This is a genomic window from Apibacter muscae (assembly GCF_007845595.1).
GTDB classification, from domain to species: domain Bacteria; phylum Bacteroidota; class Bacteroidia; order Flavobacteriales; family Weeksellaceae; genus Apibacter; species Apibacter muscae.
On the sequence record NZ_SELI01000015.1, the window covers coordinates 395851 to 403007 of the forward strand.

Genomic DNA, 7157 nt, shown 5'->3' on the forward strand with positions numbered 1-7157 from the left:
AAATATTTGAAATGACAAAAACAGGGAAAATAGAACTGATGGCACCTGCGGGTAATTTTGAATCCATGCAAGCAGCATTAGAAAATGGAGCAGATTCAATTTATTTTGGGGTAGAACAATTAAACATGAGAGCTAGATCATCCGTAAATTTTACCTTGGATGATTTGGATGAAGTTTCCCGAAGATGTTCTGAAAAAGGAGTAAGAACCTATTTAACTTTAAATACAATTATATACGATCATGATCTATCTATAATTAAAACCTTATTAGATCGAGCAAAATCTGCAAATATAACTGCGGTTATTGCTATGGATCAAGCAGTTATAGCTTATGCAAGACAAATAGATATGGAAGTGCATATCTCTACCCAAATCAATATTACAAATATAGAAACGGTTAAATTTTATTCTCTATTTGCAGATACAATGGTATTAAGTAGAGAATTAAGTCTTAGCCAAGTAAAAAAAATAACAGCTTTAATAGAAAAAGAACAGATAAAAGGCCCAAATGGAAATTTAGTTGAAATTGAAATATTTGGGCATGGCGCATTATGCATGGCAGTGTCTGGGAAGTGTTATTTGAGCTTACATTCACACAACTCATCGGCAAACAGAGGAGCTTGCAAACAAAATTGTAGAAAAAAATACACAGTAATCGACCAAGAATCTGGATTTGAAATTGAAATAGATAATGAATACATGATGTCTCCCAAGGATTTATGCACCATAGATTTTTTAGATCAAGTTGTAGATTCAGGAGTAAAAGTGTTAAAAATTGAAGGAAGAGGAAGGGCGCCGGAATATGTTGCAACAGTTACAAAATGTTATAGAGAAGCTATTGATTCAATAGAAGAACATATGTATTCAAAAGAAAAAGTTGAGAACTGGATGAAAAGGCTTGAAACAGTCTATCATAGAGGATTTTGGAGTGGATATTACTTAGGACAAAAATTAGGAGAATGGTCTGAGAATCCAGGCTCCAATGCCACACAAAAAAAAATATATATAGGTAAGGGCAGACATTATTATCCTAAGACCAAAATAGCTGAGTTTGAGATTGAAGCCTATAATCTAAACATAGGAGATAAAATATTAGTACAAGGTCCAACCACTGGTTCCCAAGAGACAGATGTTGAAACAATGAGAGTGGAAGATATATCAGTTCAAGAAGCTAAAAAAGGGGATATTTTGACCTTACCCTTAGAATTTAAAGTTAGACCTTCAGATAAATTATATAAAATTGTAAAAACAGAATTTTCTAATTAATGATTATAATAACCTTACAAAGAGAAAAATGTATAGGATGTAATTATTGTGCTGAATTTGATCCAGAGAACTTTAGAATGTCAAAGAAAGATGGTAAATCTGTATTATTAAGATCTCAGGAAAAAAAAGGATTTCATACAATTAAAATACCTGATGAAACTATATATGAATCAGCAGATAAAGCAGCAAAAGCATGTCCAGTAAAAATTATTTCTGTTAAAAAAATTTAAATGACAAAGCAAGAGGCTAGAAAATATTTTTTGAATCAAAGAAATTTATTATCAGAAAACACTATACAAGAATATTCATTAGCAATTATAGATCAAATAAAAAATTCTACGATTTTACGAAGTAATACCTTTCATATCTTTCTTTCAATACAAGAAAAGAAAGAAGTAGATACCAATGAAATCATAAAATTTTTATGGAAGAACAATAAAAAAGTCTATGTTTCTAAAGTTGAAGGTAACATTTTAAGACATTATAAATTTTTGCCAGAAACAAAACTAAAAAAAAGTAAATGGGGAATCCTAGAGCCTTATAATGAAAATCCTATTACGATAGATCACTTAGAATGTATTTTTTTACCTTTATTGGCTTACGATCTAAGGGGGAACAGAGTAGGATATGGAAAAGGATATTATGATAGATTTGTAAAAAATTACCCAAAAGCTGAAAAAATTGGATTGTCATTTTTCAATCCAGTCACAAAAATTGAAGATCTTCACATGGAAGATGTTCCAATGGATTCTATAATAACCCAAAATCGTTACTCAGGCTTTCCAATGTATGAGAAATAGAATTTAAATTCTAATTTAAACTTTTTAGGATTCTTTTTTAAAATATAATTAGCCTGATTTTTTTCAGTGTAAATATATCTTTTATTTTTATCATAAAAATTAGCATTAAACAAAACTTTACCAATAATAGAATCACTTTTATTAATTTGTAAAGAATCTTTATGGATAATATTTAAAGAATCATTGCTTACAAAATTATCCAATTCTATTTTTACGTATTTAGCCCTTAAAGAATCTAGATTGTGTATAATTCTAGAATAATAAAGAGTATCACCCGAAGGGAAATATCCTTGTAGCTGCGATAAGAGCAAGGTATCAATATCTTTATTTGATTTATATTCTGAAGTTAAAATAGCTAAATCATAAACCTCCTGAAGTTTTTGTTGATTGATGTGAGAGATTACAGCAAGTGAATCCATTTTTTCAGAACTATAATAATTTTCATTCTTGTAACCTTTCGTTTTAACAGGATCAATATCACCATCGTAATATTTTGCTTTGTTACAAGAAATAACAATAATAATTATAAGACCGAGTAATATTTGAAGAACGTGATTAATTTTCATTTTTTTGAATTTTAAATTTAATTAAACTAATTTTATTATTCTTATTTACTTGGCTCGCTATAAGCACATAATTTTTAAGAGACGTAGTAGGTGTAGTCATAAAATCTATATACTTTTTCTTATCCAAAACTTCTACACCAAAAACCTCACTATCATAAACTTGATAAATTAAAGCATTATTGTCAATTAACTTATCTAACTCTTCCTTTCTTTGATTAATAAATTGAGCTTTTTTTGACTCATCGATACTATTTAAAGACGTAGAATAATAATATAACATTACAGCATAATCATTAGGACGAAGTTTAAAGTTTCGATGGTTCTCCTCACCCTTTTCTCTTATTTGTTTTAAACTAACAATAAAAGAATCCTTTTTATAATAAGGCGAACCAACAATCATTTTTAATGTATCTATAGTTGAACGGTAGGAAAAACAACCCTCAGAGATTTTATAATATTCAGGAGAAATACCAGGTTTTTCAATAATTACTTCAAGGTCAGATTTAATTAATGAACTCCTATCAGAATCATAAAAGCAAAAAGTATAATTACTTTTATAATAAAAATAATATTTATATAGACCAAAAAGAATTAATAAAAGTGAAAATACTGAAATCAAAACATAAAGATTTCTTTTTGAATTATTGACATTAGATTTGTCATTATTATTCTCCAATGAATTTTCAATTATTTCTTCTTGAATATTATGCTTAGAATTCTTATTTTTTGAAGAAGTATTAGCGTTAGTTTTGGAAGTATCATTCTTTTGATACTCCAGAAATTCAGTCCACCCCCTTTTATAACCAGCATATTGAGATAACAAATTAAGCATGTCAATCCTCGGAAGTTTTTCAAACTCAGACTTAAAATAAGTATAAAACCACTTTTCGCTAACATTGCCCTTAACCTTCTGTCTTAAACTCTCTTGAAAATATACAATATCTAGCCCTTTCCATTTAGAAATATCAGGATTCACGGATGGAAAATCATCCAAAAATATTTTAGCAACCTCTTTTTTTAAATTTTCAAAAAGGATTTTATCCTGATTAGTCATTTGTAAAATAAATATAACTCATTGTTTTACAGTATATCTTTTTTGTAAAATACAAAAAATATTTACAAAAAGAATACAATCAATACATATATAAAACTATTATAGATAACTCTAAATTTGTCCTGTAAACTTAAAACAAAATATTATATTTTTTGGATTTTAGAAACTAAAAATATTTGTAAAGTTTTAAAAACCTTAACTTAAATGACTAATAATAACATGAAAAAAAATATTAAAATAACTGTATTTTTAGTTGCAATTGCAGGTAGTCTTTTAGCATGTGAAAATAAAAAAACAAATAGTGAAGCTTCTGTGGGAGATAGTTTGGTGGGAGGTTTAAACTCTCAACCAGTGCAAGAAGTTAACCCAGCCACTCCATATACTAATGATAGCTTAGCGAATGAAACAAAAAATGAAAATCCGTTGGTTGGAGGAATGGATGGGCAGTTGCAGCAAGAAGTAAACGATTCAGTTAAAAATAAATAAAATTACACTAAATAAAAACGCATTAAATAAATTTATGAAAAGACTTTTTTTAAATATAGCAGTATTTAGCGCTATAACGACTACCACTTTTATAGCATGTGATAAAAAGAAATCAGAAAGTGATGCCGCCAATATAGATAGTATAGCAACATCACCGGATAGTTTAAATGTTGTAGAAGAGCAATTAACAGAAACAATCACGGAGCAACCAGCTCCTGTTAGCAATGATTCAACAGCAGTTTCTACCGATTCAACTAAGTTAGAAAAAGTTGATCAGACAGAATCAAAAAGTAAATAATTTCAATTTTTAATCAATTATAAATCTAAACAATTTTGAATATGAAAAAAATAGCTTTAAATCTAGTAGCTTTAGCTTTAGTAGTAACAACTTCATTTGTAGCATGTGATAAAAAAAATACAACAGCTACAGATAATAAAGACTCATTAAATGCAGCAATCAACGATACTGTAAATAGCACTCTAAATCAAGCAGATAATGCTATAGATTCTTTGAAAGGAGAAGCTAAAGATGCAGTTGAAGATGCTAAAGATAAAACTTCTGATTTAGTAGGAGATGCTAAGGAAGGTTTGAAAGATGCAGCTAGCAACGTTAAAGAAGGAACTCAAAATCTTAAAGAAGGCATCAAAGAAACAGCTAAAGATGCAGCTGATGCAGTAAAAAATGCAGCTGATGATGTTAAAAAAGAAATAAAATAATATTTTAATAATAATTTATTTCACAAAAAAAGCCTTGAATAATTCAAGGCTTTTTTTGTGAAAAATATTTATCAATTTTGCTTTCATCATTTATATTTTGCGTAGCATAAAATGAACTTATCATATTAGTTAACATGTCGCTAGCAGCATTAGGAGTGTTAGGCAATAAAATTAAATTTGAACGAGAATTTGAACCAATGGTACTCAAAGTATCATAATGTTGAGTTACGACAATCAAAGAAGAAGCTTCTTGAGAATTTATATTAACCCCATTTAGAACTTTAACAGATTCCTCAAGTCCCTTAGCAATTTCGCGCCTTTGGTCAGCAATCCCCTTACCCTGTAATTGTTTACTTTCAGCTTCAGCTCTAGCTTTAGCCACAATTTTAATCCTTTCTGCTTCCGCTTCATACTCCGCAGCAATCTTTTCCCTTTCCGCAGAGTTTATTCTATTCATCGCATGTTTTACTTGTTCATCAGGATCAATATCTGTAACTAAAGTTTTCACAATACTATAACCATAACTTAACATGGCTTCTTGCAATTCACCCTTAACAGCAATAGCAATATCATCTTTCCTCTCAAAAACATCATCAAGACGCAATTTTGGGACTTCTGCACGAACAACATCAAAAACATACGAGGTAATTTGACTGTGATGGTTTTGCAACTTATAAAAGGCATCATAAACAGCATTTTCCATAACCATATACTGAACGGAAACTTTAATTTTAACAAAAACATTATCTTTTGTTTTAGTTTCAATCATAACATCCAATTGTTGTATTTTTAAATTAACCCTACCAACAACTTTATCAATAATTGGGATTTTTAAATTAAAGCCAGCCTGGCGGATACAATTAAATTTACCAAAACGCTCAATTACCGCTGTTGTTTGTTGTTTAACAGTAAAAAAAGCACCTAAAAAAGTTAGAATAAAACCACATACTATTATAAAAAGAAAAACAGATACTAAACTTCCAAAAATTTGCATAGAATTATTTTTTTAAACATTATTTTCTTTTTGTCCCATTAACATAAGATAAGATTTTAAAAAATCATCAATATTTCCATTCATGACAGAATCAACATCAGAAGTTTCTGTACCCGTACGTACGTCTTTAACAAGACGATAAGGATGCATCACATAATTTCTGATCTGACTCCCCCACTCAATCTTCATTTTACTTGCCTCAATTTCGTCACGTTTAGCATTTCTTTTTTCAAGTTCCATTTCAAACAAACGAGATTTTAGTAATTGAAGCGCTTTTTCTTTATTTTGCAATTGCGAACGGCTCTCCGTATTTTCAATTATAATTTCTGATTCAACTCCAGAGTCTTCATCTTTGTGTTTATATCTTAATCGAACCCCCGTTTCCACCTTGTTTACGTTTTGCCCTCCTGCTCCACTAGATCTAAATGTATCCCAAGAAAGAGCAGCTTGATTTACTTGTACCTGAATAGAATCATCAGCCAAAGGGTAAACATAAACGGAGGCAAATGAAGTATGTCTTTTTGCGTTTGAATCAAAAGGAGAAATCCTTACCAAGCGATGAACGCCATTTTCACCCTTTAAGTATCCAAAAGCGTATTCACCTTCAATCTCTAAAGTCACAGTTTTAATACCAGCGACATCTCCAGATTGATAGTTTAGTTCCTTAATCCTATAATTATGACTTTCCGCCCACATAATATACATACGCATAAGCATACTTGCCCAATCGCAACTTTCAGTACCACCTGCTCCAGAAGTTATTTGTAAGACAGCGCTAAAATCATCACCCTCAGAAGACAACATATTCTTAAATTCAATATCTTCAAGTAAGCCAACTGTTTGTAAATAATTTAAATTAAGTTCTTCCTCAGATATTTCTTTAGATTTATAGAAATCAAACAAAACTTGCAAATCCTCATGAAGAGATTTAAGTTCCATATATACATCAACCCATTTCTTCTTAGATTTTAATTCCTTTAAAAAAATCTCAGCCTTTTTCGGATCATTCCAAAAAGACGGATCAGAAGATTTCTCCTCCTCATTAAGAATTTCAATCTGTTTTTTTTCTATATCTAAGTACTCATATAAATGATGAATACGCAATTCAATATCTTTAATATTATCAAGAGTTATCATATCCTCAAAATTAACAAAAGAAATTAAAACTCATAAATAAAATAAATAAAGAAAAGATCAATAAAAAGAAATCAGAGAAAGAGAGAAAAAAGCTAAAAGAAAAAAAACAGGCCAATAACAATTAAGAAAAAACAAACA

10 protein-coding genes are annotated in these 7157 nt (G+C 29.4%); 6 read left to right on the forward strand and 4 right to left on the reverse strand.

The window, feature by feature from the left end; all coding sequences use genetic code 11:
- Positions 1 to 11 precede the first annotated feature (11 nt).
- Genes ETU10_RS02895 through ETU10_RS02905 form a run of 3 tightly spaced genes read left to right on the forward strand, consistent with a single transcriptional unit; the run spans position 12 to position 2065 of the window.
- On the forward strand, positions 12 to 1265 hold the full coding sequence (locus tag ETU10_RS02895; protein WP_146309740.1) for a peptidase U32 family protein: 1254 nt from the start codon (positions 12 to 14) through the stop codon (positions 1263 to 1265).
- Positions 1265 to 1495: a ferredoxin gene (locus ETU10_RS02900; protein WP_146291971.1), complete on the forward strand. Its 231-nt coding sequence runs from the start codon at positions 1265 to 1267 to the stop codon at positions 1493 to 1495. Before ETU10_RS02895 ends, ETU10_RS02900 begins: the two co-directional genes overlap by 1 nt.
- Entirely contained in the window at positions 1496 to 2065 is a 570-nt protein-coding gene (locus ETU10_RS02905; RefSeq protein WP_146261682.1) for a 5-formyltetrahydrofolate cyclo-ligase, read from the forward strand.
- On the opposite strand, the gene ETU10_RS02910 is transcribed toward ETU10_RS02905, so the two are convergent.
- Together ETU10_RS02910 and ETU10_RS02915 are read right to left on the reverse strand one after the other, a co-directional pair.
- Complete coding sequence (locus tag ETU10_RS02910) at positions 2035 to 2631, reverse strand: hypothetical protein (protein WP_146261683.1); 597 nt, start codon at positions 2629 to 2631, stop codon at positions 2035 to 2037. The two genes, ETU10_RS02905 and ETU10_RS02910, sit on opposite strands and share 31 nt — an antisense overlap.
- Positions 2621 to 3685 (reverse strand): hypothetical protein, encoded by a 1065-nt coding sequence (locus tag ETU10_RS02915; protein WP_146261684.1) that lies wholly within the window; start codon positions 3683 to 3685, stop codon positions 2621 to 2623. Before ETU10_RS02915 ends, ETU10_RS02910 begins: the two co-directional genes overlap by 11 nt.
- A 219-nt stretch (positions 3686 to 3904) precedes the next feature.
- Here ETU10_RS02915 and ETU10_RS02920 point away from each other — a divergent pair, with 219 nt between their 5' ends.
- Genes ETU10_RS02920 through ETU10_RS02930 form a run of 3 tightly spaced genes read left to right on the forward strand, consistent with a single transcriptional unit; the run spans position 3905 to position 4888 of the window.
- The gene (locus ETU10_RS02920; RefSeq protein ID WP_146261685.1) at positions 3905 to 4171 is read left to right on the forward strand and encodes a hypothetical protein; all 267 of its coding nucleotides are present in this window, start codon (positions 3905 to 3907) and stop codon (positions 4169 to 4171) included.
- Between the two features lie 34 nt (positions 4172 to 4205).
- Positions 4206 to 4469 (forward strand): hypothetical protein, encoded by a 264-nt coding sequence (locus ETU10_RS02925; protein WP_146291975.1) that lies wholly within the window; start codon positions 4206 to 4208, stop codon positions 4467 to 4469.
- Positions 4470 to 4510: 41 nt separating this feature from the next.
- Positions 4511 to 4888 carry a hypothetical protein gene (locus tag ETU10_RS02930; RefSeq protein WP_146261687.1) on the forward strand — a complete coding sequence of 126 codons (378 nt, stop codon included), beginning with the start codon at positions 4511 to 4513 and terminating at the stop codon, positions 4886 to 4888.
- 43 nt (positions 4889 to 4931) lie between these two features.
- Here the strand turns inward: ETU10_RS02930 and ETU10_RS02935 are convergent, their stop codons facing one another.
- Entirely contained in the window at positions 4932 to 5882 is a 951-nt protein-coding gene (locus tag ETU10_RS02935; RefSeq protein ID WP_146309742.1) for an SPFH domain-containing protein, read from the reverse strand.
- A gap of 12 nt (positions 5883 to 5894) precedes the next feature.
- Positions 5895 to 7019 (reverse strand): peptide chain release factor 2, encoded by a 1125-nt coding sequence (gene prfB / locus ETU10_RS02940; protein ID WP_146291979.1) that lies wholly within the window; start codon positions 7017 to 7019, stop codon positions 5895 to 5897.
- Between the last annotated feature and the right edge of the window lie 138 nt (positions 7020 to 7157).

Coding starts and splice junctions, on each gene's coding strand:
- ETU10_RS02910 (WP_146261683.1), bottom strand. CDS start 2,631: ATGAAAATTAATCACGTTCTTCAAATATTACTCGGTCTTATAATTATT.
- ETU10_RS02920 (WP_146261685.1), top strand. CDS start 3,905: ATGAAAAAAAATATTAAAATAACTGTATTTTTAGTTGCAATTGCAGGT.
- prfB (WP_146291979.1), bottom strand. CDS start 7,019: ATGATAACTCTTGATAATATTAAAGATATTGAATTGCGTATTCATCAT.
- ETU10_RS02915 (WP_146261684.1), bottom strand. CDS start 3,685: ATGACTAATCAGGATAAAATCCTTTTTGAAAATTTAAAAAAAGAGGTT.
- ETU10_RS02895 (WP_146309740.1), top strand. CDS start 12: ATGACAAAAACAGGGAAAATAGAACTGATGGCACCTGCGGGTAATTTT.
- ETU10_RS02925 (WP_146291975.1), top strand. CDS start 4,206: ATGAAAAGACTTTTTTTAAATATAGCAGTATTTAGCGCTATAACGACT.
- ETU10_RS02930 (WP_146261687.1), top strand. CDS start 4,511: ATGAAAAAAATAGCTTTAAATCTAGTAGCTTTAGCTTTAGTAGTAACA.
- ETU10_RS02900 (WP_146291971.1), top strand. CDS start 1,265: ATGATTATAATAACCTTACAAAGAGAAAAATGTATAGGATGTAATTAT.
- ETU10_RS02935 (WP_146309742.1), bottom strand. CDS start 5,882: ATGCAAATTTTTGGAAGTTTAGTATCTGTTTTTCTTTTTATAATAGTA.
- ETU10_RS02905 (WP_146261682.1), top strand. CDS start 1,496: ATGACAAAGCAAGAGGCTAGAAAATATTTTTTGAATCAAAGAAATTTA.